The following is a 23,676-nucleotide window of genomic DNA, read 5'->3' as shown; positions in this document are numbered from 1 at the left end:
GAAGGAATATCCCTGATCCGCATCACTGCGAAAATCAGGCGAACTATCGTATAGTGGTATTGCTTCAAGTTCACGGCGCGTCTCCGAAACCCCAACTGATTCTGTCACATCAACATGAGACAAATACTGCGAGACAAATCCCAAAATGCCCTCCTCTCAAGAAGAGGGTATGTGCGACAGCGGCTGCTTGCAGATGATCAGATCCAGGATTTGCTGGACAATGCACGTCACTTCTATCCACAGGAAGATCTTTTGCCCTCCATGGATAGATCAGGGAATTCATACGTTTTGAATAGCTACACTGATGACAACACTGCATACCGTCAGTTCGCTGCCGAGCACCTAAAGAATATTCTTGGGCCGTATGTTGAGCAACTCCTTGATGGCTATCGTCTTATTTCATGCGGATTATTCATCAAAGTACCAGGAGCTGGCTGGCTCGATCTGCATTATCATCCCACAGTTGTAGACAACCCAAAGCACTGGGTTATCGATATCTGGTGCCCATTGATTGATACTGATCTAACCAATGGAACTCTTTGTGTTGTCCCCGAGAGCCACAAAATCTTTCCTCAAATCATAGGTCACCCATCATCTGGGCCTTTGTTTTGCAAGGATTACACGAATATCGTCAGAGAAAAATTTTCGCTTGCCCTGCCATCCAGAGCTGGGGATGTCGTTATTTTTGAAAACAGCCTGCTGCATTGGTCGCCTATCAATAATTCTAAAACACCAAGATATGCTTTGCACTGCTCATGTGTTCCCATCGAAGCCACGGCAGTGCATACTCATTTTGATCCAAGTCAAGCCCATAAGTTTGATCTTTACAAGGCTACTGATGACTATTTTGAACAAGTATTCGGCAGTTTCCTTCCTCGCCCAAGTGAGCTTGATTTATTGAAGACAATTCCCAATCTCAATCGACTTTACAGCCGGTCAGAATTTGAAGAACGCTTAAACAATGCAGCCCAGATTAGGCACAACTTATTCCCAGAAAGCCAGTCTGTTGATGACGCATGCTACGAGGAATTGAAACAGCAAGAGCGTGAAGAAGGCGATTACACTGAATCCATTCCCGTTCCGAAAGAATTCACAGTCGCGCCATCTGTAAGATCGGCAGTTGATCATCAGACTTCAGATCAACTGCTTAGGATTCAAAGTTCTATACCAAATGGCTCTCACTTTTCTGCCCGGCTTCATTCTTTTGCTGATAAAGTACGCAAAAATTTTTCTTTGCGTGACGGCTCGTCTCGGCCATTTGCGGATCAGATCCTAAGTGTGCAGCGCAACGCTCGTAAAGCTATCAATCAATACTCAACGTCAGATGTTAAACAATATTATGATGAAATGACGTCTAGCTATATCGAGGGTTTTGGTGAGGTGTTTCAAGGCTCCAGACCTGAATCAACTGATGAACTAGTTGACTACCTCATTCAAGCTGCAAAGCTGGAAGACAACCTGACAGTCCTAGATGCCGGCTGTGGTATCTGTGGGCCAGCGATTATGTTTGCTGAGCGATGTGACATAAATATCGAAGCTCTAACACTTTCTTCTGTTCAGGTTAGCAAAGCTCAGGATCTTATTCGCAATAAAGGTCTACAACGTCAGGTCAATGTTAGGCAAGGCGACTTTCATCGACTCGATGATCTCTATCCAGCCAATACGTTTGATCGCGTTTTATTTCTTGAATCTCTATGTCATGCTGAGGATTATCGTAAAGTATTGGCTCAAGCAAGCCATGTTTTAAAGCCTGGTGGATTTCTGTACATCAAAGATTTTTATGCCATTGACCATCGTTCAAGGCCTAAATTACTCGCCTTGCAGGCTAAAGATCTGCAGTCTCTTAATGATATCTATCGTTTGGTCATGCCTGACCTCCCCAGTACAGTTGATTTGATCAGTGAGTTGGGATTCGAAATATTCTTTATGCGTAAACCCCAATATAACTACTCTCTTTTGGCCTGGCAGAATTTTATGCAGCATACAAATCAGTTTTGGATAAGAGAGTCGGGAGATGCGATTCAGGCGGCAGAGTTCTTAGCTTACAAGCCAACTGAGTAACTGACAGGAAAGCAGCCACTTGCACCGTTGATATCGTAACCTATAAATAGTAGTTACTCCTTGTATTGTGAATCATCTTTATGTTAATTCTTGAATCATTTGGGTCGTAGCCTGAGTTAAATTTCTGCTTACTTTTAAGTTTAAAGTCTGAAATTGTCTTGAAGTTTGGAATTAAAGTCTTTCCTGGAGCTGTCTCACATAAGATCAATTCATCCAATCTGTCTGTTCCCCGCAGAATCTCTTATCTAATGCCTGTGCTCCTTACAGCCGTGATAAGTTGCATTCTTTTTTTTTTAGTTCTAATCATAGCGCCATCTATGCGAACAACTTTTATTGATCCTTTGCTTCAGGCGGAGTTTAATGAAAACGGTTATGTTGTTGTTGATATAGCAGATCCCGATGAATTGCAACAACTTCTAGAAGCTTACCATCAGTTTTATCCCGATGGTGAGCAGGGTTGTTTTTTTTCTTGCCATGATTCTGACTTTGATCGTAGACTCCGTTCTCAAGTGTTGCTCCGTAATATCATTGAAGCGAATGCTGCTACCCTCCTCAATCGATACCAGTTTGTGAGTGGAGCCTTTGTAGCCAAACATCCAGGAGAGGCGGGCGTTATCAAACCCCATACCGATCTTACATTCGTTGACCATCAGCTTTGTTCAGCTATAGCGGTATGGACCCCATTGACAGAGCTTACTTCTGATAAGGGGCGTCTTCATGTGCTGCCAGGATCGCATCTCTACACACCCATGTGTGGATCCAACCTTATGAGAAGTTATTCTCACATATCAATTTCTCAGATGACTGAAGTTAAGGTCAGAGTTGGACAAGCTGTCTGTTATGATCTGCAATTGATTCATGCATCCCCCGCTAATGAATCAGCGGAACCTCGGATTGCTGCAAACTGCGTCTTCACGCCGATAGATGCCCAGCTGCTGCACGTTACGTTGCGAGATGGAAGAATCTATCGCTATGCAGTTGATCTTGAATTCTATGCGAGCCGGGGTGGTGATGAACCTGCTAATCAACGATCTCTACAGCGCTATCCAGTATTGGATTCGCTGCCGAGTGGGTTCTACCATGATCGCTGGGCTACTTATGGCAATAGAACCAAGCTTCCTAATGCGATTCAATGGTTGATCAAACGAACTGCTTGGTTCGTTCATTGATGAATCCGAGAGCTGGGGCGTCTCCCTTCGCTCTGGCACCGAAGTACAATGGTTTTGTAATTTGCAGTTTTGGTAACTATGGGTACATTTTTTAAGGATAAAAGCTTGCAAGAAGCATACGATATCGAGGGCTACGCAAGCACATGTATGCTTTCTTCCGATGAGGTAAGCCAATTTCTTGCGGAGCTTGCTAAACTTAATCCTGAAGGTGGATTCGCCCCCTCTGTTTCAGCTAACATAGCGCTTCCTTACCATGTGTCTTTTTTGGATAGTAATCAAGATTATCGACGAGGAGTATTCAAGCTAGTTAGTGACTATTTTGCCTCCAAGGTTAGAGAAGTTTTACCTGATTATCATATTCTGAATACGAGTCTTATTGTCAAGCCGCCACGCCATGGCTTGTTTCCTGTTCATCACGATTGGAGCTTTCTGGCTGACCATGCTGGAAAATGCATGACGATCTGGTGCCCTCTTATAGATACAAATACAGAGAATGGAACGATTCATCTCCTGCCAGGCAGTAATAAGGTACTTAAGGAGATTCAAACGCCAAAGATTCCTTGTTGCTTTCATGGCTTCCGTGAGGATATCGTTGAACGCTGGCTTCAGCCAATTCCGACTCTAGCTGGTCATGCACTGCTCTGGGATAACCATATGATCCATTGGTCAGGAAAAAATCATACGGATGATCCGCGAATCGCGGTACAGATTACCTGCATACCGGTTCATAGCCAGCCCGTATATTTCTACTACAACGAACAGAGGCCTTACCAGTTTGAGCTTATTGATGCCGACCAGGAGTTCTGGTTAAGAACTGATCACCAAGAGCTCTTCACGCGTCAGCCACACTGGAAAAGCTTGGGTTATGTACCCAACGAAAATCGAAGTTTATCAATAACTGAATTTAGCGAATTGCTTAGGAAGAGAACTGGATCATGCCGTACAGAGTGATCATCGGCTTACCCCGATGGGAAATCAATTCAAGCTGCATTTTCGCCGAGAGAATGGTAAGGGGTCTTTTAGGCCATGGCCATGAGGTTACACTTCTTCTCACCGAGACACATTCTACGATTTCAGAGGGAGAGGGAGCGAGCCAGGAGGCCACCCTTCCCGCCGATTTGCCTTGCGACCTCCTGGCTGTAGGGGGGCAAGATCCCTGGGGACATCGCTGGGAGGCTTTGGAGCGGTATCTCGAAGAACGAGCTCCATGTCATTTTCTAATGCTCCACGACTTGCGGCACAACGTGATTGCGCCCAGGTTGTCGAACCGCATCAAAAGCATTGGGGTCTTGCTTAAAGATAGCGAGCCTCTCTTGCAACAAGCTTATTATCTTTTTCCTTATTGGGATGCAGTCGTAGCGGCCAACGAACGCATCCACTACAAGCTCACGTATTTGCATGGTGCAAGTCCAAAGCTGGCAATGATCCCTCCTGGGATCCCCCTGCTCTCATCTCCGCCAGATAAGAGCCGAGGAGATACGCAGATAGCCTGCATCCTGGATTCGATGCCTTCCCCATCAGATCTAACTATTTTGGTGGCTGTCATGTCGCGCTTGGCGTGCCATACAAGCCAATTTCGTTTTACCCTTCTTGGATCAGACTTATCGCAGGAAACTCTCAGTAAGCAGCTTCAGCCTCTAGTTCAGTCTGGTTTGCTGACCGTTGCTGGTCGGATGCCCAACGCAGATCTGCTTGATGCCTTTGTAAACCAACACGCTGTTCTCTCCACTGTCCCTGAGAGTGCAGATCTCCCCCTCAGCCTCCTAGAGGCCATGAGCCGCGGCTGTATTCCTCTTCTGCCCTGTATGGAATCACGAGCGGGGCTGATAGTTCATGGCATCAACGCACTGACATCCGCTGCAGGGAACCCTGATGACTTCGTGACTCAGGTCGAGATGCAGCTCTCCGACCTTGACCAGAGACGGCGTTTAGGAGACAAGGCTTTCACAACCGTCAGGACCGCTGGGCTTGGCAATGAGCAGATGGTGGAGCGATACTTGAATCTCTTTGAGCGAATTGGCGAGCGATCTCTGCGAAGAGATTTTGCTCGTTCTCGTAAGTTCTATGTTGCCCTGCAGGAAGAGGTGGCAGGTCAATCCATCTTTCCTGAAAGCAGCATGGTTGATCAGCAATATATTTCAGCCACAGACCGCTGGCCCGATCCACCAGCTCTCATCAAAGCTATAAGCCACGTATCCAGCTTGCCCTCCAAATCGATTCCTCTGGAACAGCACCGTGTTCTCGTTGCCTGTAGCGGTGGATCAATCAGCGGAGTCGATACCTTTTCCGTTCATCTTGTGCGTGGACTGCGTCAGCGTGGAATTGATGCCCGCATTCTCACCCGTCCCGCTGATCAGGATGGTCATCCCATCTCTTTTGCAGACGACATCCCCTTGGTGCTCAAGGACCCGCGGCTTGAATCCGACTATCTCAGCTGGAAGATTCGCTGGCAGATCATGCGCGAGCATCTGGAAAATCTCAGCCCCTGCATCTATTTGCCAAACTATGATGATCGCTATTCATGCCTCGCGCCGGTTTTGTCGAATCGTGTGAGAGTCATTGGCATCGCCCATAGTGATGATCCCTGGCATTATGAACATCTCTGCCGCATTGGGCACGCCTGTAACGCCTTGGTTGGCGTGAGTCATGCCATCACGGATCACCTGCGAGGCCTGGCACCAGCTTTTGGCTCGAGGTTGCACACGATTCCTTATGGAATCCCGTTCCCTTCCGCCTTGAAGCCTGCCTGGGATGAAGACGTCTCTGGTTTTGACAGGTCTCGATTGCGCATCATCTACACCGGTCGGCTCATTCCAAGGCAGAAACGGGTGCTTGATTTGCTTGTGATTGCCCGGGCGCTCGACGATAGGAGTGTTCCTTATGAATTGATCATTGTCGGCGATGGTGATCTTCGCTATCCGATGGAACGGCAAGCCCATCAACTGGTGCGTGAGCGAAAAATCTGGTTTACGGGAGCCCAGCCTCATGAGGATGGATTGGCCATCCTGGCGATGGGTGATGTCTTCTTGCTCCCTTCATCTTTCGAAGGGCTCTCGGTGGGAATGCTGGAGGCGATGGCCCTTGGGCTTGTTCCTGTCGTCAGCGACCTGCGAAGTGGTGTACCCGATGTGATCGTGCCTGGTTGCAATGGTCTTGTTGCCCGAGTGGGAGATTACGAAGGATTCGCGGACCATCTCCAATGGCTCTGGCGCCATCCCGAAGAAAGGCGTCGCATGGGACAGGCGGCCACACGCACAGTGAATTCTACTTATCTGATCAACCCAATGATTGAGCGGTACATGTCGCTTTTCCAGGGGGTTGTCTCGTCCCCATTTTCACGGCCTTCCGGTGGGGCCATCGTTCCACCAGCTCACATCTTGCCTGACTTGAAGCTATCAACCTGGGCGGCGAGGATTGCGTCGGATCCTGGGCAATCGGTTAATCGTGTAATGAAGCGAATGTTTCAGTCCAGTTCGGATTGATTGCTCGTCATCTCCCATTCTGCTGCAATGTGCACGAAGTTACGCTTCTGACGCATGATAACCGTCCAGTTGATATCCTCCGCTATGACTTTCAATGGAAATGCTGCACTATCCCACCCAAGGGTGGCAATGGTGGTTGCTGATGATGGCTGGAACAAGGCGAAACGTAGGTCATACTTGCCCGGTGCCAGCGGTAGCCGATCGATATTACAGCGTATGATCGTCATGGGTGGCTTGAGAGAAAGACTGCCCTCAGGATATCCGTGAACAAGGGTGGTAATTGAGGTGAGTTCGGCGTTGCCGATATCGATCGCACATGCCAAGCAACCGATCTGTTGTTGAACACAAATCTCCAGCTCAATCACTAGTGATCCGCCTGAGGATACGGGAAGGTTATTCTGTGTCTTCAGATTGATGGAGTTGATTTGGCAGATCTCATTTGATGGGATTTCTGTAGATTTTTTTATCTCTTTTGTGTCTAGCTTCTCGTTTTCTTCGATACGTTCTTGATAGACCGTGATCACATCTGTAGGGTCGCCTTCGGCAATGATCCGACCCTGATCGAGCAGGATAGAGTGATGGCAGAAAGCCTGGATCAATGTCATCTCGTGGGAGCAGAGAAGGATCGCCCCTCCCGCATCCACATAATCGCGAAGAAATCGCCGAAAACGATTGCGAAATTGTTGATCGCCTCCTCCGAGGGCTTCGTCGATCACAAATAATTCCGGCGCCAAGCGGGTATAAATCGAAAAGGCCAGGCGCAATCGCATTCCCAGGCTATAGGTGCTAACTGGCGCATCGATAAACTCACCAATTCCTGCAAATTCCTCCACGGCTTCTATTTCTCTGGGGATACCTGCGGTGGGCAACCCATAGAGGGCAAGCAGGGTGGCGGCGTTTTCCCTTCCGGTTTCGAATGGATTCAGGCCGCCGTTGGCATCGATCATGGCGATGCGAGGGGTCTTGATGTGGATCGAACCAGCTGTTGGGAGAATGACGCCTGTGACCAGATTGATCAGCGTGCTCTTGCCCGCACCGTTGTGGCCAATCACGCCAACCACCTGGCCGGGCGCGATGGCAAGATTGATATCCTGCAGTGCCCAGAATTCTCCGGCGCGAAGCTCAAGACGTGGAGGACGGCCAAAGATCTGCCGGCTGATATCGGCGAGGGTGTGGGGAACGGCACGATCGTGTCGGCGACACAATCGCTTCCACATACCATCAATCACCAGGAGTGGTTCGGCCATCGTCACATCATCAGCCTTTCGACCACGTGGGGCCTGGAAACACGACACAAGCTCCAGCCCAACAGAAGCAATGCACTGCCCAACAAGCCGGCCAGAGCAGATGCAATGGTATGGCCCTCTCCACCATAGGCGGCCGCACGGATACCATCGAAGGCCCAGGTTAGGGGGTTGATGGCCGCAATACGACCCAAAATTGTGCTGCCCGTGATCGGTACGAACACCGGCGTGATCGCGAAGATCGTCCAAGGAAGAAGAGATGACACATGCTCAAGGTCCTGGGTGAGGGCGGCAAATGGGGCGATCAACAGGCCAATCCCTGATCCAGCGAAAGCGATGCCGCAATAGCCCAGAACGGCGATCATGGCCATCACTGGGCTTGGTGCTGGCACCGAGAATAGTGCATAGACAGCAACCACGATCGAGAACCGTACCAGCATGGTGAAGAGCAACTGCATCAGATCAGCCATGATGAAAGCATCCAATGGCAATATCTGTCGCCTTAGTACGTGTTGGTGTGTGATGAATAGGCGTCGCATCGTGTTGAGTGCTTCCAGGAATGTTTGCGCAAGGGCAACGCCGAAAATTCCGTAGAATGCGGCTGGTATATTTGTGGAGCCAGCAAGCATCTGAGCCCGCTGGCTGCCGATTAACACCACGGCCGTCAATATCGTGGGAACGAAGGCCCAAAGCAGTCCGAGTGATGAGTAGCGATATTGTTGCGCTAACTGCCTTTTAAAAAGACAGTACGCACTGAAGCGGCAAGCTAGAACATCATTAAGCCACTGATTCAGATAAGAAATATTTTTTTTCATTGATGGCTAATGTAGGCTGACGAGCAAAATCACCGACTCTTTCGCTTGTGGAAGAAGGTGTTGCAATGGGCAAGGTGTGAATGTTTCGCTGACTGTTGGGATGCGTCAATCAACCAAGTACTCAGTTTAGGCCAAACTTTATCACCTTTGGCTGAATCAAGAGCATGATCGTCGCTTGGGCGAGGATGCTACCATTGCGAAGGCCAGCGATTTCGCTTCATTCAGTTATTTCAATTGTTTCCTATTTGCGCCATTCTCATCGCATCACCTTGTGGCCCACCAGATAGCCAGCTGTCCAAGTCTTAAACTTGCCCATTTCAACGGTAAGAGGGCTGATAAAATAAATGAAAGTGCCAGTTCATTCCCTGCTTTAAAGTAAAAGTTAATCAGTTGTACGCACGTTTCGCCATGCCCCACATGAAATTGATAAAGATGTTCGGATCAAGCAAGCCCATCAGACGCCTATGACAACCCTGATTCGCTCCACGGGGTTTTCCATCCTGATGCACTGCGATCGCAGTGTTCATGTTGAGCTCTGACTACCCATCCTTCACCCTGGTGATGCCCACCATCGGCTGGGACAACACCTTCTGTCGCTGCGCCCGGGCCGCTTTGGCCGGTCTTGAGACGGACGACGAGGCCCTGGTGGTGTTTGACGGGTTGCCGCCAGCTCCTCCCTCCTGGCTGCTGCAGAGCGGCGCCCGTCTTCTCAACACCGGCCTAAGGCAGGGGCCTGCCGCCGCACGCAACCTGGCCGCCCGATCGGCCCACGGCGAGATCCTGCTGTTCGTGGATGCCGATGTGGAACTGGCCCCAGCCGCGATCGAGCGCATCCGAGCCCGTTTCCGCGCCAATCCAACCCTGACGGCAGTGTTCGGCAGCTACGACGATCGCCCCGCCGCTCCGGGGGTTGTGAGCCGCTTCCGCAACCTGCTGCACCACCACACCCACAGCAGCCACCCCGGCGCCGCCACCACCTTCTGGGCCGGCTGCGGCGCGGTTCGTCGCGAGGCCTTCCAGGCTGCGGGTGGCTTTGACGCTGTGGCCTACAAGTGTCCCAGCATCGAGGACATCGAATTCGGCCTGCGCCTCAGCGACGCCGGCGGGCGGATCGAACTGGATCCCTCCATTCAGGGCACCCACCACAAGCGCTGGACCCTCCGCTCGATGGTGGCCACCGACATCCGCCAGCGGGCCATCCCCTGGAGCCGGCTAGTGCTTCGTCGCGGCAGCCGCAGCACCCACCTCAACCTGGATCGTATCGCCCGCCTCAGCGCCCTGCTGAGCCTGACTGTGGTGGTGATCAGCCTCGCCCTACCCTTTGTTCCGACCCTCTGGCCCTTGCCACTGCTGGCTCTCGCCCTGATCGTGCTGTTCAATCGAGGGTTCTACGCGCTCTGTTTCCGCCGGGGCGGCGCGCTCCTCGCCTTAGCGGCCGTTCCGCTGCATTTCCTCTTTTTTTGCTATTCGAGCCTCAGCTTCTGCTTGGTGATGTTGCAACAAGCCCTGACGGGAAACGGACAGACATGAAGGAGCTAAAACGGCCATGGCGTCTCGAGATCGGTCGGCAAGTTGTTCTACTTGTTCTGTTCATCTTGCTGGCCTGCTATGCCGCCTTCAACCTGGCCAGTGGCCTGAAATCCAGCCACGGTCATCTGACAGCGGATCTGATGACGCGAGGGCGGGAGTACGCCGTTTTCCGGCAGGGTTTCTATCCCATGAGCCGCCTCCAGCACCCACCGGTACCGGCCCAATTTCCCAACTCGGTGTATCCCCCTACGCCCAGCCGATGTTCGGGTTCTTCTTTGTCTGGGGCGGTTCGGGTGGAGCCTGGCGACTCGTGCACGGACTGAGTCTGCTCTCCCTGGGCCTGATCAGTTGGATTGGCTGGCGCACGCTCCGATTCGCTGGTCCCGCCGCTGGCCTGCTCGGGGCCCTGGCTCCCGTGGCCATCGGTGGCAATAGCAATTGCCTCTATCACGGCCAATTCTCGATCCTGTGCATGGGTCTGATCAGCCTGCAGTGGTGGCTGCTGGAACGCCAGCGCCCGCTTCCGGCGGGGATCAGCTGGGCCCTGGCCATGCTCAAACCCCAGATTGCCGCCGCTTTTGCCCTCCCGTTACTCCAACGGGGCAACCGCCGCGGTCTGCTGCTGGGCCTTGCCGTGCTGCTTGTCCTTTCAGGGATAGCCCTGGCCTACACCCACGTCTCGCCCATCCGGTACGTCTCTCTCTGGTTGGTGCCCAGCAGCCTGAGCTTCGTGAGGGCTGGGAACACGAACCTGATGGGGCTGCTCGGTCCGTGGGTTGGGGCGATTCTGACGCTGACCCTGCTGCTCGGTGGCCTGTTCCTTGCCAGGAAGACCGCCAAGGGGCGTCATCAGCAAGGAAGCATGGCAGCTCCTCGCCGGGTCGACCCCGGTACGATGCTGCGGCTTCAGGGACTGTGCGCGGTACTGGGAGCCCTGGCCGCCTATCACCTCAACTATGACAACATCATGCTGTTCCCTGCCCAGCTGGCAATCCTGAGCTTGGCGCTGCGCCATCCCGGGATCTGGATCGGGGCACTGGCGGTGGCTATGCAGGTCTCCCTCTGGATCCCGGTCCACCTGACCGCTGATCGGTTCCTCCCCCAGACGCTCTCGGCGGCAATCTGGTTTTCTGTGGGGCTCACCCTGCTGGCCAATCGGCCCGAGAATTTCCGTACAACCCTCACAGAGGCAGCCACGGAATGTTCCATCAACTCGACGACCTTGCTTGAGAGAGCTCCTTGATTCAAAGCCGAGTTGAACGCCCCAGGCTGGGGTTGATCCGCCATCGTCTGCTGTTGTGAGTCAACGCCCCGTGGTCGTTGGTGCCGCCCTCGCCCTGCTGCTGGGCCTGGGGGCAGCGCTGCTCCCGCGGCCCGATCGCCGCAGCGCCTGGGACCAGGCGGCCCTCACCGGCGATCTGCCGGAAGCGAGCACCCCAAATCGGCGCGGACTCTGGGCCGACCAGCTGCGGCCTCTGCTGCAGGCAGCCGATGCACTCGGTGCGGAGCCCAGCGATCCAGCTGAGCGCCTGGCCTGACGGCAGGCCCAGTGCGCCATCAACCGGCGGCTTCAGGAGTTCCAGCGGCAATTCGGGCGGCCGGTGGAAACGGCTCAGCAAATGGGCCGGCCCCCCGCCTGTGAGCAGTTGGCGGGCAAGGGCTGAGCGCCGGGCTTGGAATGGGCCGATCGGCCTAAGCGCTCAGTTCACATGGAGCTGGCGGGCCTGCTCAAGCGTGGCCAGCAGGTCGGCGTCGTCAAGATCGAGGGCTTCGGGCCAGAGAGGCTGGAGCCAGGTGCGGAACCGATTGGGATCGAGGGCGGCGGTGGCTCCAAGAGCGGTCGAGGCGGTGGGCTGGACTAAGGCCCGGCCGACAACCTGGGGCGCGGGAGCCAGGCAAGGCCTCGGATCCGGCCGTGGGGCATCACCGGGCTGGAGCGCTCGGAACGCCACGAAGAACTCCTCCTGGGCCGCCAGCACGCGGAACTTATGGAACTCCAGCAGCCGCGCCCGCAGCCGGACCGGATCGATCAGGCGGCAGCAGCGCGGATCGACGCCCAGTTCCAGCTCCAGACCCGGCGTGAGGCCTGGGATCCAGGGGGACAGCACCTCCAGGCAGCTGGGAGCTTGGTGATGGGCGCGCTTGGTTTCGGGGTGGGGGTAATAGATGAGGGCGGCCAAGCCGGCGGAACCAACGGCGCCTCCGGCATCGGAGCAAACCGCATCGCCGCTTGAAACTTCACCTCCAGCGCCCCCGCCAACGATTGCCGCTGTGGCGGTTTCGGCGGGAACCCGCAGGCGGCATTGCCAGAAGGAGAAGGTCTCCGGTGGATGGCGATCGGTCCATTCCAGGGCCTCAACCCGGGCGTCAGGGTCACTGAGGCGCCAGTGGTCCCGAACGGCCTCCAGGTTGAGGGTGCCGGCGAAGAAGGGCGACAGATCGATGCCCCTGGCCGCAAAGAAGGGCGCCTGCAGGTGAATCGTGCCGGCCGGGTAGGGGCTGGTGGGGGCCCGGCCCGATGCCATGCCATGGCCCGCCACCAGCCGGCAGCGCACCCAGCGCAGTGACGCTTCAGCCATGACGTGAATCACCCACCTGGGTGTGGCTGCGGCAGCCGAGCACCGCGTCCGGATCGCTGTAGTGCTTGAACTCCAGCCAGTTGCCGGTTGGATCGATCAGGAAAAGGGTGTGATGCTCCAGCACTTCGCCGGCGAAGCGGAGCTTCGGTTCCACCGCGAAAACCAGGCCCCCAGATCGGCTGCGCTCCAGCACCTCCAGCGGATTGGCGATGCCGCCGCTCCAGAAGGCATTCCAGATGCCGTCGATCTGGTTGCGCAGCTCACCGGTGAGCACCGAGGCGGCCGTGGTGCCAGGGGCGAAGGCGGGCTGGGCGCTGGTGGGGGCCGCGCCAGTGACGTTGCGGCGGCCGCGGCCTGGGGCTTTCAAGCCACCGCCGGCGCCGCGGGCCTTTTCGGCAGCACCCATGGCCACCACGTGGTCCTTGGCGGCTTCAAACTCCTCGTCTCTGAAGGGTTCATCGGCCAGGTCCAACAGCTCGGCGCGCAGCTCTGCATTGCTCAGGCGGCTGCCGTCCTCCGGGATCAGGGCCAGCAGGGCGTCAGTGAGGTCGGTGCGGACGGGGTATCAGACGTGGAGCGGGGCAGGCAGGGGGTGGGGGGGCCAGGCTGCGTTGGGGCAGCCTGGCAGCGGGGGTCGGGTGTGCCCAGTGTGACGCTGTGCAGCCGATGCGTCTGGGCCGTTCATGCGAAAGACGAATGGCCTGCCAGCGCCAAAAAAAAGCGCCCCGTGAGGGGCGCTGGGAACTGAAAGCGAAGGGGGTTGAATCCGACGCTGACCGCAGGCGCGATCAGTAGTCGAAGTCGCCGCCCATGCCGCCACCGCCACCGGCGGGAGCAGCTTCCTTCTTCTCGGGCATGTCGGCCACGATGCACTCGGTGGTGAGCACCATGCCGGCGATCGAGGCGGCGTTCTGCAGGCCGGAGCGGGTCACCTTGGCGGGATCGACGATGCCGGCGGCCAGCATGTCGACGTACTCGCCGGTGGCGGCGTTATAGCCCTCGTTGAAGGGCTTGTTGCGCACGTGCTCGGCGACGACGGCGCCGTTGACGCCGGCGTTCTGGGCGATCCGCATCAGCGGAGCGGTGAGGGAGGAGGCCACGATGGTGGCGCCGATCAGCTCCTCGCCGGAGAGATGGGCGGCTGCCCACTCTTCCAGGGCCGGGGCCAGGTGGGCCAGGGTGGTGCCACCGCCGGGGACGATGCCTTCTTCAACGGCCGCCTTGGTGGCGTTGATGGCATCTTCCAGACGCAGCTTCTTGTCCTTCATCTCGGTTTCGGTGGCAGCGCCCACCTTGACCACGGCCACACCGCCGCTCAGTTTGGCCAGACGCTCCTGCAGCTTCTCCTTGTCGTAGGAGGAGTCGGTTTCGTCCATCTGCTTGCGGATCTGCTCGCAGCGGGCCTTCACGGCCGCCTCGTTGCCTTCGGCAACGATGGTGGTGGTGTCCTTGTTGATGGTGATGCGGCGGGCGGTGCCGAGCATCTCCAGCTTGGTGTTCTCCAGCTTGAGGCCGGCGTCCTCGGTGATCAGCTGACCGTTGGTGAGAACGGCGATGTCCTCGAGCATGGCCTTGCGGCGATCACCGAAGCCGGGAGCCTTGACGGCAGCAACGTTCAGAACGCCGCGCAGACGGTTCACCACCAGGGTGGCGAGGGCTTCCTTCTCGATGTCCTCGGCGATGATCAGCAGGGGCTTGCCGGTGCGGGCGATCTGCTCAAGCACGGGCACCAGATCCTGCACCAGGCCGATCTTCTTGTCGGTGAGCAGGATGTAGGGCTCGTCGAGCACCGCTTCCATCCGCTCGGTGTCGGTGGCGAAGTAGGGCGAGATGTAGCCCTTGTCGAAGCGCATGCCCTCGGTGACCTCCAGTTCGGTGGTCATCGACTTGCCTTCCTCGAGGGAGATGACCCCCTCCTTGCCCACCTTGTCCATGGCATCCGCGATCATGCGACCCACCTCTTCGTCGTTGCCGGCGGAGATGGTGCCCACCTGGGCGATGGCGTTGGAGTCGGCGATCGGCTTGGCGTGCTCCTCGATCTTGCCGACCAGGAACTCGGTGGCCTTGTCGATGCCCTTCTTGAGGGTGATGGCGTTGGCGCCGGCGGCCACGTTGCGCAGACCCGCCTTGACCATGGCGTGGGCCAGGACGGTGGCGGTGGTGGTGCCGTCACCGGCGGCGTCGTTGGTCTTGCTGGCGGCCTGACGGATCAGGGCCACACCGGTGTTCTCGATGTGATCCTCCAGTTCGATCTCCTTGGCGATCGTCACGCCGTCGTTGATGATCTGGGGAGCGCCGAATTTCTTTTCCAGCACCACGTTGCGGCCCTTGGGACCCAGGGTGACGGCAACGGCTTCGGCAAGAATGTCGATGCCGCGTTCGAGCGCCCTGCGGGCTTGCTCGTTATAGATAATACGTTTGGCCATGGAAGAAGAAAAATTGCTTGGTTGGTAGTGATGCAGACGGGAAACCCGTCAGATCAGTTGACGACGGCCAGGATGTCCTTCTCGGACAGAAGCACGTACTCGTCGGTGCCGAGCTTGATGTCCGTACCGGCGTACTTGCTGTAGAGCACTTTGTCGCCGACGCCCACTTCAGGGGCCTGACGGGAACCGTCGTCGTTGCGCTTGCCAGGACCGATCTGGACCACTTCGCCCACTTGGGGCTTTTCTTTGGCGGTGTCGGGCAGAAGGATGCCACCGGCGGTTTTTTCCTCCGATTCGGACACCTTGATGAAGACGCGATCTCCGAGGGGTTTGACCGTGGAGACGCTGAGGGAAACGGCAGCCATGAAATGACGCGAAGAAAAGGTTGCGAAGACAGCGACGCCGATCGGCCGGGGCCGGAGCGTTGCTGGGGTGGGATGAGTTAGCACTCACGCCCTTCGACTGCCAACCTAGGTGGCGGCTCTGTCGCGGCGCCATCCCCGGGCTGTGCGGGTGACCGAACCCCTAAGTCCCAGGCCCCTGCGGTGGTAAGGTTGCCCCGCTTCAGACGGGTGGTTGGACCCCGCTGGGCACACCACGCTCCTTCCTTACCTATGGCTGCTGCCGCTCCCGCCGTCCCTGGTACCAAAGGCACCGTGCGCCAGGTGATCGGCCCCGTCCTCGACGTGGAATTCCCTGCCGGCAAGCTGCCCAGAATTTTCAATGCCCTTCGCATCGAAGGCACCAATTCCGCTGGCCAGCAGGTGGCCATCACCGCTGAGGTGCAGCAGCTGCTGGGCGACCACCGTGTCCGTGCTGTGGCCATGAGCAGCACCGACGGCCTGGTGCGCGGCATGGGCGCCCTCGACACCGGCGCTCCCATCTCCGTTCCCGTCGGTGAAGCCACCCTCGGCCGGATCTTCAACGTGCTCGGCGAGCCCGTTGACGAGCAGGGCCCGGTTTCGACGACCATGACGGCCCCGATCCACCGCCAGGCTCCCAAGCTCACCGAACTCGAAACCAAGCCCCGCGTCTTCGAGACCGGCATCAAGGTGATCGACCTGCTGGCCCCCTATCGCCAGGGCGGCAAGGTCGGTCTTTTCGGTGGCGCCGGCGTCGGCAAGACCGTGCTGATCCAGGAGCTGATCAACAACATCGCCAAGGAGCACGGTGGCGTCTCGGTGTTCGGTGGCGTGGGCGAACGCACCCGTGAGGGCAATGACCTCTACGAGGAGTTCAAGGAGTCGGGCGTGATCAACGCCGGCGACCTCTCCAAGTCGAAGGTGGCCCTCTGCTACGGCCAGATGAACGAGCCCCCCGGCGCCCGCATGCGCGTCGGCCTGTCGGCGCTCACCATGGCCGAGCATTTCCGTGATGTGAACAAGCAGGACGTGCTGCTGTTCATCGACAACATCTTCCGCTTCGTGCAGGCCGGTTCCGAAGTGAGCGCCCTGCTGGGCCGCATGCCGTCGGCCGTGGGCTACCAGCCCACCCTCGGCACCGACGTGGGTGAACTGCAGGAGCGCATCACCTCCACCCTGGAGGGTTCGATCACTTCGATCCAGGCCGTCTACGTCCCTGCCGACGACCTCACCGACCCGGCACCTGCCACCACCTTCGCCCACCTCGATGCCACCACCGTGCTCAGCCGCGGTCTGGCCTCCAAGGGCATCTACCCGGCCGTGGATCCCCTCGATTCCACCAGCACCATGCTTCAGCCCGCCGTGGTGGGTGATGAGCACTACCGCACCGCCCGGGCCGTGCAGTCCACCCTGCAGCGCTACAAGGAACTGCAGGACATCATCGCGATCCTGGGTCTGGACGAACTCTCCGAGGACGACCGCCGCACGGTGGATCGGGCCCGCAAGATCGAGAAGTTCCTCTCCCAGCCGTTCTTCGTGGCCGAGATCTTCACCGGTCAGTCCGGCGAATACGTGAAACTCGACGACACCATCAAGGGCTTCAACATGATCCTCGCCGGTGAACTCGATGATCTTCCCGAAGCCGCTTTCTACCTGGTGGGCAACATCGACCAGGTGAGGGCCAAGGCCGCCAAGATCCTCGCCTCAGCCAAGTCCTGATACGAGAATCCTCTCCATGACCCTCACCCTGCGCGTCCTCGCCCCCGATCAGAGCGTCTTCGACGGCACCGCCGACGAAGTGATCCTGCCCGGCACCACCGGCCAGCTTGGCATCCTCACCGGCCACGTCTCCATGCTCACCGCCCTCGACAGCGGCGTGCTGCGGGTGCGGGAGGGGGCCAACTGGCAGTCGATCGCCCTGATGGGTGGCTTTGCCGAGGTGGTGGCCAATGAGGTCACCGTGCTCGTCAACGGCGCTGAGCTGGGCAGCAGCATCGACGCCGCCGCCGCCCAGAGTGATTTCGAAGTGGCCCAACAAGCCGCTGCGGCCCTGGAAGGCTCCGACCCCAGCCCCGAAAAAGTCAAGGCCCAGCAGGCCCTGGCCCGCGCCCGCGCCCGTCTTCAGGCCAGCAAGGTCGCCTGAGTTCTCCTGCTGGCCGGGGGGCTGCGGCGGCCATGGGCAAGGGTCGGGAACTGGGACTGCAATTGCGCCAGTGGATCGCCACCGGTTCCGTCAGACTGGACAATCCCCAGGCCCTGGCCAACCGGCTGATTGATGTCCTCGGGGCTGAGGAAGCTCTGAGGGGACCCGTGCGGGACCTGGCCACCCAGCCTTTGCTGCTGCGGGTGCTGCAATTGCAGGGTGGTCCCCAGCGCAGTGCCATCGCGGCCCTCAGTCAGCATCTGGCCGGCATCTACACGCCGAGGGTGTTGGCAGAGCTGCTTGACCTGCTGGAGGCCAGCTCCGGCGTGGCACCCTCCCGGCCCGCCGGCGATGTCCCGGCCGCTGATGCCTCCCCTGCCATCACCGGGAGCTTCCCCCTGCCCTGGCTGGAGTGTCTGCGGCCCCTCGGCCCGGGTCTGGCGCTTTCGGCGTCGGGCGCCCTGGTGCTGTTCTGGGCCGGTGGGGAGCTCGACCAGTGGTTCTTTGATCCCTGGCGCTGGGGTGGCGGCGTGGTGCTGGTGGTGGCCCTGGCCCTGCTGCAGGCCCTGGCCCTCGGCCCGCTGCGGGTCCTGCGCCGCCGCTGGCCCCTGGCCCTGGAGGCCAGCGGTGACCCTCGCCGTGCCTGGTGCTGGATCACCGCCCCCTGGATCCATGCGGCCAACCGCGAGGCCCTGCTCAACCTGGTGATGCTGGCGCTCGTGCTGGGGGGCTCGTCGCTGCCCCTGGCCTCCCTGCTGCTGCGCTATTCCCTCACGGCCCTGGCCACCACGGCTCCGGCGGTGCTGGTGGCCCGCCGGGCCCGGGTGCTGCGGCACTGGGACGGGGCCTCCGGTCCGATCGCGGCTGTGATCGCCCTGGCTTCGGTCCTCAGCCTCCTGCACTGGAAGGCTCACCCCTTCGTGGTGGGCGCTGTGGAGATCCCAGCCTGGGTCCTGCTGGTGGTCTTTGGTGCCGTGCAGCTGGGCTGGCAACTGCCCCGCCGCGATCCCCAGGACAGCAGCAGCCCCATGGCGCGGCTCTGGAGCAGCCCCTGGTGCTGGGGCACCGTGCTGGGAACGGCCTGGGCCCTGGTCACCCGCGCCCAGGAGCTGGCCAGGGGCCTGGGCTGGCTGGGCTGAAGCCGGCCTCAGCCCGCCAGGGCGCGCATGTACTGCCCCCATAACTGGGCCACCAGGGCGCCGGAGGCGGCCTGGGCTGGTCGGTTGTCGTCGTTGCCCATCCAGATGCCGGTGAGGATGCGGCTGGCGGGGGAGTAGCCCACGAACAGCACATCGACGCCGTTGTCGGTGGTGCCGGTCTTGCCGCGGGCATCGGCCACCACGGCGGCAGCGCCGCCGGTGCCGCCACTCACCACCTGCCGCAGCAGGCCATCCATTTCGGCCGCCAGCGCCGGTTCGATCAGCTGTTGCGACAGCTCGGCCACCGGCGTGGTGACACCGCTGGGGGGGCAGGTGGCCAGGTTGCGCACCGAGCCGCAGATGCCCAGGTCGTAGATGCGTTTCACGCCGTGCAGCGGCACCGAGCGGCCGCCGTTGGCCACCACGGCGTAGGCCCGCGCCAGTTCGTAGAGGAAGGTTTCCTTGCCGCCCAGCACCATCGAGACGCTCTCTTCCATGGGCGTGCTGATGCCCAGCTGGCGCGCCTTGCCCACCACCTTGCCCAGGCCGGCCTGCTGGGCCAGCCGTAGAGCCACCACGTTGTCGGAGTTGGCGAAGCCCGCCGCCACACTGGTGCTGCCCCCCCCGCCACGGCAGCCGGCCACGTAGGCCAGGGGCGCGCAGGAGACGGCATCGCCGGGCTTGACGCCGGCCTCCAGGGCCGCCAGGAAGCTGAACAGCTTGAAGGTGGATCCGGGCTGCCGCAGGGCCTGCACCCGGTCGAAGCTCGAGCGGCTGTAATCACCGCCGCCGACATAGGCCAGGATCGCGCCGGTGCCGTAGTCGATCGAGATCAGGGAGCCCTGGGTGAGCCCGGCCCGGCCCCCGGGGCCCTCGAGGAACGCCTTCAATTGCTTCTGGGCGATGGCCTGAAGGCGGGGGTCGATGCTGCTGATCACCGCGTAGTTGCCCCGGGCCTCCGCACGGCTGAGGTCGAGGGCGAAGCGCCGCCCCTCCAACTCGCTGATCACGTAGTCGCTGAAGAAGGGATAGCTGGAGTAGCTGGATTCGCGGCAGGCGGAGGGATCGATGTTGAGAGGCCGGCGGCGGGCGTCGATCAGCGCCTGGTCGGACAGATAGCCCTCGGCGTGCATCCGCCCCAGCACCAGGTCGCGGCGCTCCCGGCCCCAGGCGGGGGTCTCCCGGTTGCAGGGGCTGTAGCTGTTGGGGCTCGGCAGCAGGCCCACCAGGAACGCCGACTCCGCCACATCCAGGGCGCTGGCCGACTTGCGGAAATAGAGCTGGGCCGCCTGCTCGAACCCTTCGGCCCCCAGGCCCAGGTAGGCCCGGTCGAGGTACATCTTGAGGATCCGGTTCTTGCTGAAGCCCGCCTCCAGTTGCCAGGCCACCCACAGCTCTCGCAGCTTGCGGGCCAGCGACACATCGGTGCCGACGGCCGGGTAGACCATGCGGGCCACCTGCTGGGCAAGGCCGCTGCCGCCGCCGGTACCCAGCACCAGGGAGCGGGCCGTGCCGAACAGGTCGATGCCGCTGTTCCAGCCGAAGCGGGAGTCCTCCGAGGCGATCAGGGCCTGGCGCAGGTGCAGGGGGTAGTCGGCCAGGGCGGGCAGGGCCGTCGAGGAGCCCTCGGCCGCATCGATCTGGCGGCCATCGCTGGAGAACACCTTCACCGGCCCGCCCACCGACCGGATCGAGGAGCCACCGGAAATGGTGGTGGCCAGCAGCAGGCCCCCCAGGGCCACGCCCGAGCCGACGAGGGCGCCGATGGCCCCCCAGTGCACCAGTTGCCCCAGGGGACTGCGGGGATGGCGATACACCAGGGTGGGCGCTTCACCCTTGAGCGGCGAGCCGAGCTGCAGCCGGTCCCCGTCCCGCAGGTGGATGGCGCGGATGCGGCGATCGCGGTGAAACAGACCGTTGGCGGAGCCGAAATCCTCGCCGCGGTAATCCCGATCGCCGGGGCGCTCCTGCTCCACGATCGTGTGCACCCGGCTGACGCCGGTGGCGTCGGCCTGCAGCTCGCAGAGGGGATCCCGGCCGATGCGGTAGCGGCCCCCCTCCAGGGCCAGCCGCTGGCGGCACTGGCCGCCGATCCAGAGTTCCAGCCAGGCGCCGTGGTGCTTCAGTTCCCCCAGGGCCGCTGCCACGGCCCGGCGGCGGCCGCCGGCCGGAGTGGGGCGGCGAAGGGACTGCCAGAGGCTCAGCCAGCCCGTGGCGGGCTCGGGTGTGGGGCGCGGTGGGGTGCCAGGTGGAGTGCCAGGTGCGGTGATGTCGCCAGGCGACGCCTGCTCCGTCGTCCCCACCATCCCGGGCCCATCTGCCTTGCTCCCATACGCTAAGCGCAGCGATCGGAGCGGCCGGCCAGGTGGAGCAACGCCGGGATCCATGGGCACCCTTCCGCATCTGGACCGCCCTGACCATCGGGGTGTACGCGCTGCGGGCCACCTTTGCCGCCACCTGGGTGGGGGCGATCCCCGGCTGGGTGCTGCTGCTGCTGCTGCTGGTGGCCCTGGCGCTGGCGGCCTTGGCCCTGCTGTTCCCCGGGCGGGTGATCTCCTGGCGGGAGGGCGAACCGATGGGCTGGTGGGGCCGCTTTCTGGCCGACCGACGCCTGGGCCGCCGGCGCAAGGCCGGTGAGGACCCCCGATGAGCTCCCACCCCCGGCTGCTGCTGCGGGACGATCCCGGCCGCAGCGTGCCGCTGGATCCCCGCACGCCCCTCTCGATCGGCCGCGATCCGGCCAGCGGCCTCTGCCTGGGCCAGGCCCAGGGCGTCTCCCGCCACCATGCCCTGGTGCGGCTGTCGCGAACGCAGGCGGGCCAGTGGTTGCTCTGCGACTTGGGCAGCGCCAACGGCACCTATCTGGAGGGCGCCCGGCTGCGGGACTGCCGGCCCCTCTCGGACGGCGATGAGATCCGGCTGGGCCTGCAGGGGCCGGTGCTGCAGTTCCGCACCACCGGCAGCGCTTCCCCCCAGGCTCTCCCTTCCGCCGGCCGCCCGGCGGCTCCGGTGGTGGCCCAGGCGGCCGCCGGCCAGCTGGATTTCGCCGGCCGTTCTCTGCGCCTCGATCGGATCCGCTCGGCCTACGTGCGCAGCCGCCGGCGCCATCCCCAGGCCTTCAGCTGGTGGCTGTTGCTCTGCCTCGGCGGCCTGTTGCTGCTGCCCTTCCCCTGGCTGTTCTGGCCCGTGCAGCTGGGGGCGCTGGCGGGCTGGATCCTGCTGGGCTCCCGCTGGGAGCACCTGCTCGAGTTGACGCTCCAGGACGGCCTGGCCTACCGCCATCGCTTCGACAGCCTGGAGACGGCCCTGGCCCACCGCAACGGCATCCGCAAGGCCATGGGCGCGGCCCCGGCGACGGGGAGGCGGCCATGAGCTGGATCCTGCCAGAGGGCGCCAGCCTGGGCTTTGAGGGCCTGGCCGCACCGCTGCGGATCGTGCGCGGCCTCGGGGGTGGTACTCAGGGCCAGGTCTACGAGGTGGACCTGGAGGGGGAGCGGCTGGCCCTGAAGTGGTATCTGCCAGCCTGCATCGCCCGCGACGGCGGCCTGGAGCGGCGCCTGGTGGCGAGCATCCGGGCCACCGCCCCGAACGAGGATTTCCTCTGGCCGATCGCCCTGCTGCGGGCCAGCCCCGCCAGCCGGCCCCTGATCCGCATCCGCGACGAGAGCTTCGGCTACCTGATGCCCCTGCGGCCGCCCGCCTACGTGGGCGCCTGCGAGCATGCCGCCGGCCGGCTGGCGATCGGCCTGCGCCAGGTGATGCGGGCCTGCTTCGGCCTCGCTGACGCCTTCCATGCCCTGCACCTGGCGGGGCTCTGTTACAAGGACGTCTCGCTCGGCAACCTCTTCCTGGAGCCGGCCAGCGGCGGCATCCTCATCTGCGACAACGACAACGTCGCGGTGGACGGCGCCGACCACGGCGCCGTGCTGGGCACCCCGGGTTTCATGGCTCCGGAGGTGCTGCTGGGGCAGGCCCGTCCCGGGGCCGACAGCGACCTGTTCTCCCTGGCGGTGCTGCTGTTCCGGCTGCTCACCCGCCACGACCCCCTCAAGGGCCAGATGGAGCTGGCGATCCGCTGCCTCGACGAGCCGGCCCGCCGGCGCCTGTGCGGCGAGGACCCGGTGTTCATCTTTGATCCGGTGGATGACCGCAACCGGCCCGACCCCATCGAGCATGCGGCGGCCCTGATCACCTGGCCCATCTACCCCCGCCCGCTCCAGGCGCTGTTCGAGCAGACCTTCTGCCGCGGCATGAAGCAGCCCTCCCGTCGGGCCCTCACCGGCCAGTGGAAGCAGGAACTGGCCCGCAGCCTTGATCGACGTTCCCTCTGCCCCGCCTGCGGCCAGGAAAACTTCCAGGCCAGTGGCGCCCCGGCGCTGTGCTGGAGCTGTGGCGCCCCTTTGCCGGAGCCGATCACGCTGCGGCTACCCCATGGGAGCGTGGTGGCCGCCCCCGACAACGAGCTGCACCCCCACCACTTCGATGCCCTGGCCGGGGAGGATCTGCGCCGGCCGCTGGCCCGGGTGGTGGCCCATCCCCAGGACCCCCGGCGGCTGGGGCTGCGCAACCTCTCATCGGCCGCCTGGAGCGCCGAGACCCACGACGGCCGCGTCCAGGCGGTGCAGCCTGGCGAGAGCTGTAGCCTCGCCGCACTCGCCCGGATCCAGTCCCCGGCGGGTCCGATCGCCGTGCAACGCCCGATCCGGCCATCCCCCATCGCCTGATC

General features: G+C 60.7%; 20 protein-coding genes. 13 read left to right on the top strand and 7 right to left on the bottom strand.

What is annotated here, in order from left to right:
- Positions 1–114: 114 nt before the first annotated feature.
- From KBZ33_RS04530 to KBZ33_RS04515, 4 genes are all read left to right on the top strand, one after another.
- Positions 115–2,061: a methyltransferase domain-containing protein gene (locus tag KBZ33_RS04530; RefSeq protein WP_254950913.1), complete on the top strand. Its 1,947-nt coding sequence runs from the start codon at positions 115–117 to the stop codon at positions 2,059–2,061.
- 317 nt (positions 2,062–2,378) lie between these two features.
- Positions 2,379–3,230, top strand: a complete 852-nt coding sequence (locus KBZ33_RS04525) for a phytanoyl-CoA dioxygenase family protein (RefSeq protein WP_254950915.1) — start codon at positions 2,379–2,381, stop codon at positions 3,228–3,230.
- Between the two features lie 147 nt (positions 3,231–3,377).
- The gene (locus KBZ33_RS04520; RefSeq protein ID WP_255011561.1) at positions 3,378–4,181 is read left to right on the top strand and encodes a phytanoyl-CoA dioxygenase family protein; all 804 of its coding nucleotides are present in this window, start codon (positions 3,378–3,380) and stop codon (positions 4,179–4,181) included.
- 308 nt (positions 4,182–4,489) lie between these two features.
- The gene (locus KBZ33_RS04515) at positions 4,490–6,712 is read left to right on the top strand and encodes a glycosyltransferase (RefSeq protein WP_254950919.1); all 2,223 of its coding nucleotides are present in this window, start codon (positions 4,490–4,492) and stop codon (positions 6,710–6,712) included.
- On the opposite strand, the gene KBZ33_RS04510 is transcribed toward KBZ33_RS04515, so the two are convergent.
- Positions 6,694–7,959, bottom strand: a complete 1,266-nt coding sequence (locus KBZ33_RS04510) for an ATP-binding cassette domain-containing protein (RefSeq protein ID WP_254950921.1) — start codon at positions 7,957–7,959, stop codon at positions 6,694–6,696. The genes KBZ33_RS04515 and KBZ33_RS04510 overlap by 19 nt on opposite strands.
- Positions 7,960–7,961: 2 nt before the next feature.
- A complete protein-coding gene (locus tag KBZ33_RS04505; RefSeq protein ID WP_254950923.1) occupies positions 7,962–8,771 on the bottom strand; it encodes an ABC transporter permease in 810 nt (269 codons plus the stop codon).
- A 525-nt stretch (positions 8,772–9,296) separates the two neighbouring features.
- Here KBZ33_RS04505 and KBZ33_RS04500 point away from each other — a divergent pair.
- From KBZ33_RS04500 to KBZ33_RS04490, 3 genes are read left to right on the top strand one after another with little or no spacing between them, the layout of a single operon-like run.
- A complete protein-coding gene (locus KBZ33_RS04500; protein WP_254950924.1) occupies positions 9,297–10,301 on the top strand; it encodes a glycosyltransferase family 2 protein in 1,005 nt (334 codons plus the stop codon).
- A gap of 16 nt (positions 10,302–10,317) precedes the next feature.
- Entirely contained in the window at positions 10,318–11,544 is a 1,227-nt protein-coding gene (locus KBZ33_RS04495; protein WP_315859132.1) for a glycosyltransferase family 87 protein, read from the top strand.
- Positions 11,545–11,599: 55 nt separating this feature from the next.
- Complete coding sequence (locus KBZ33_RS04490) at positions 11,600–11,839, top strand: hypothetical protein (RefSeq protein WP_255011559.1); 240 nt, start codon at positions 11,600–11,602, stop codon at positions 11,837–11,839.
- Between the two features lie 162 nt (positions 11,840–12,001).
- Here the strand turns inward: KBZ33_RS04490 and KBZ33_RS04485 are convergent, their stop codons facing one another.
- The 4 genes from KBZ33_RS04485 to groES form a co-directional block, all read right to left on the bottom strand.
- Positions 12,002–12,880: a hypothetical protein gene (locus tag KBZ33_RS04485; RefSeq protein WP_254950927.1), complete on the bottom strand. Its 879-nt coding sequence runs from the start codon at positions 12,878–12,880 to the stop codon at positions 12,002–12,004.
- On the bottom strand, positions 12,873–13,352 hold the full coding sequence (locus KBZ33_RS04480) for a hypothetical protein (protein ID WP_254950928.1): 480 nt from the start codon (positions 13,350–13,352) through the stop codon (positions 12,873–12,875). Before KBZ33_RS04480 ends, KBZ33_RS04485 begins: the two co-directional genes overlap by 8 nt.
- A 316-nt stretch (positions 13,353–13,668) precedes the next feature.
- Positions 13,669–15,306 carry a chaperonin GroEL gene (gene groL / locus KBZ33_RS04475; protein ID WP_254950929.1) on the bottom strand — a complete coding sequence of 546 codons (1,638 nt, stop codon included), beginning with the start codon at positions 15,304–15,306 and terminating at the stop codon, positions 13,669–13,671.
- 53 nt (positions 15,307–15,359) lie between these two features.
- Positions 15,360–15,671, bottom strand: a complete 312-nt coding sequence (groES, locus tag KBZ33_RS04470; RefSeq protein ID WP_015110667.1) for a co-chaperone GroES — start codon at positions 15,669–15,671, stop codon at positions 15,360–15,362.
- A 249-nt stretch (positions 15,672–15,920) separates the two neighbouring features.
- Between groES and atpD the strand changes: the two genes are divergently transcribed.
- Genes atpD through KBZ33_RS04455 form a run of 3 tightly spaced genes read left to right on the top strand, consistent with a single transcriptional unit; the run spans position 15,921 to position 18,950 of the window.
- Positions 15,921–17,387 (top strand): F0F1 ATP synthase subunit beta, encoded by a 1,467-nt coding sequence (atpD, locus tag KBZ33_RS04465; protein ID WP_254950930.1) that lies wholly within the window; start codon positions 15,921–15,923, stop codon positions 17,385–17,387.
- A 16-nt stretch (positions 17,388–17,403) separates the two neighbouring features.
- Entirely contained in the window at positions 17,404–17,811 is a 408-nt protein-coding gene (atpC, locus tag KBZ33_RS04460) for an ATP synthase F1 subunit epsilon (RefSeq protein WP_254950931.1), read from the top strand.
- Between the two features lie 32 nt (positions 17,812–17,843).
- Positions 17,844–18,950, top strand: a complete 1,107-nt coding sequence (locus KBZ33_RS04455) for a rhomboid family intramembrane serine protease (protein WP_254950932.1) — start codon at positions 17,844–17,846, stop codon at positions 18,948–18,950.
- A gap of 8 nt (positions 18,951–18,958) precedes the next feature.
- Here the strand turns inward: KBZ33_RS04455 and KBZ33_RS04450 are convergent, their stop codons facing one another.
- On the bottom strand, positions 18,959–21,256 hold the full coding sequence (locus KBZ33_RS04450) for a transglycosylase domain-containing protein (protein WP_254950933.1): 2,298 nt from the start codon (positions 21,254–21,256) through the stop codon (positions 18,959–18,961).
- Positions 21,257–21,315: 59 nt separating this feature from the next.
- Between KBZ33_RS04450 and KBZ33_RS04445 the strand changes: the two genes are divergently transcribed.
- The 3 genes from KBZ33_RS04445 to KBZ33_RS04435 are packed head-to-tail and all read left to right on the top strand — an operon-like array spanning position 21,316 to position 23,674.
- Positions 21,316–21,600, top strand: coding sequence for a hypothetical protein (locus KBZ33_RS04445; protein WP_254950935.1), 285 nt, complete (start codon positions 21,316–21,318; stop codon positions 21,598–21,600).
- Positions 21,597–22,322 (top strand): FHA domain-containing protein, encoded by a 726-nt coding sequence (locus KBZ33_RS04440; protein ID WP_254950937.1) that lies wholly within the window; start codon positions 21,597–21,599, stop codon positions 22,320–22,322. Before KBZ33_RS04445 ends, KBZ33_RS04440 begins: the two co-directional genes overlap by 4 nt.
- Complete coding sequence (locus tag KBZ33_RS04435) at positions 22,319–23,674, top strand: protein kinase domain-containing protein (RefSeq protein ID WP_254950939.1); 1,356 nt, start codon at positions 22,319–22,321, stop codon at positions 23,672–23,674. The genes KBZ33_RS04440 and KBZ33_RS04435 overlap by 4 nt, the downstream gene beginning before the upstream one ends.
- The last annotated feature ends 2 nt before the right edge of the window (positions 23,675–23,676 follow it).

The sequence above is a fragment of the Cyanobium sp. Cruz-8D1 genome, assembly GCF_024345975.1.
Lineage (GTDB): Bacteria > Cyanobacteriota > Cyanobacteriia > PCC-6307 > Cyanobiaceae > Cyanobium.
This window is presented reverse-complemented; position numbering and strand designations above follow the sequence as displayed.